Annotated in this window: 2 protein-coding genes; both read left to right on the top strand. The window is 33.6% G+C overall.

Translation table 11 applies throughout. The features are described from left to right. Window positions 1-59: 59 nt before the first annotated feature. Window positions 60-917 (top strand): sulfotransferase domain-containing protein, encoded by an 858-nt coding sequence (locus E1140_RS00490; RefSeq protein ID WP_155177995.1) that lies wholly within the window; start codon window positions 60-62, stop codon window positions 915-917. 46 nt (window positions 918-963) lie between these two features. Then, on the top strand, window positions 964-1,870 hold a 907-nt coding region (locus tag E1140_RS00495; protein WP_246202644.1), incomplete at its 3' end, for a glycosyltransferase.

Below are 1,870 nucleotides of genomic sequence, written 5' to 3' on the forward strand. Positions count from 1 at the left end.
GTTGTTTACGGGAGGTTTTTAGGAAAAATATTTAACTACTTTAAAGTTTATCCATAAGTATGTCATCTGATAAAATATTTTTTCATTTAGGACTTCCTAAGACTGGTACCACCACCTTGCAGTATTTGCTGAGAAAGGATGACAGGATTAATTATTCCGGGAAACGTACTTTGGCGCAATTCAAACATTGGGAAACACCTTTTGAATTTAAGGATTTTAGCAAGGTCAACATTCTGAGCGAGGAAAACTTACTGCTTCAAATGGAGGACTTATGCAAACCTTACTTGCTTTTTAAGAGGATTAAAAATCTCAATCCAGAAGCTGAAATTATAATAACCATAAGAGAGCAAAGGGACCTTTTAGAGTCGAGGTATAAGTATAATTTTCATTGGCACGGTGGATATAATAGATCATTTGATGAATGGCTAAGGTCAAGTCAGGGTATGGAATATTTGAGTAATTGCATGTATGCTACTTTATATAAAATGATAAGTGCATTCTTTGATCACCACAAGATTCACTTTTTGCTATTCGAGGAATTGAAACAAAACCCTGAGTCTTATTATAATAGATTTTATAATATACTCGGTCTTACTAAACCCGATGAGAAGTTTGATACTGTCAAAAAGAATGTTGCCTTAACAGAAAGAGAACTGTTGGTACTAAAGAAGATGAATAATGTGAAGTTGTTTAGGTCAAATTCTAAGTGGGCAAAATATGAGTTGAAGCTATTTTTAAAAATCGCATCTTTTTGGAAGGCTGATCAAAAAAAATATGAGGCGTTTCGATGGAATGACTCACTTTATAGTAGCATAAATGAAGATTTCCGAGAGGAAAACAAAGACTTGATAGCGATGGGGTTGTTTAATGAAAATGATCTTGCAAAGTACGGATACTTATTGAAGAAGGATGATTAGTATAGTAATTTGTTGTTACAATAGTGCTGAGAGGTTACCAATTACATTGAAGCATTTATCTCTTTTAGAAAGAGGTATGGATTCTAGCGTTGAGTTGATTATTATAAATAATAATTCATCTGACGCCACTGTTCAGGTTGCAGAGCATATTTGGTATAATTTGGGTGAACCTTACCCATTGTCTATCTATGATGAGAGGGAACCTGGAATAAGTAAAGCAAGGAGAAAAGGGGTTTTAAAGGCAAAATACCCTTATATTTTGTTTTGTGATGATGACAATTGGCTGGAAGCTGATTATCTAACTAGAAGTATTTTTTTAATTAGGAATTATCCAGAAGTAGGTATTTTTGGAGGTTTTGGTAAGCCTGAATTTGAAACAGATCCTCCCTTTTGGTTTGATAAATATGCACATAGTTACGCAGTGGGCAGGCAAGCTCAAAAATCGGGTGTTCAAGAGAAGTGGAAAACTGTTTATGGAGCGGGGATGATACTCAAAAAAAATGTCTTGTTGACCATGTATCAAAATGGATTTGAAAGTTTGCTAAGTGGAAGAAAAGGTGATTCTTTAAGCTCGGGAGAAGATAATGAAATATGCTTGTGGTACTCCTATTTAGGAATGAAGATTCTTTTTGATGAAGGGCTTAACTTTAAACATTTAGTTCCTTCAGACAGGATGACAAAATCTTATTATTTCAAGAGAGCCGCAGAAAAGGGTAAAGTTGAAGGGATCTTCAAGATTTATAAAAACACTTTAAAGGGTAAAAAGAACAGATTTCTTCATAACATATTTATTTGGTATAAGGATATTTTTAAACGTGTTGTATTATTATTTTTTTATGCCACCGGTAGGGATAATTTTGATAAAAAGGTGCTTAAGGCCACACTTTTAGCTAGTATCAAGTTTAGACTAAACAATAGAAGTAATTTATTTCAGATTGAAAATAGAATCAGGC

This window comes from Fulvivirga lutimaris (assembly GCF_009711525.1).
In the GTDB taxonomy this organism is placed as follows: Bacteria; Bacteroidota; Bacteroidia; order Cytophagales; family Cyclobacteriaceae; genus Fulvivirga; species Fulvivirga lutimaris.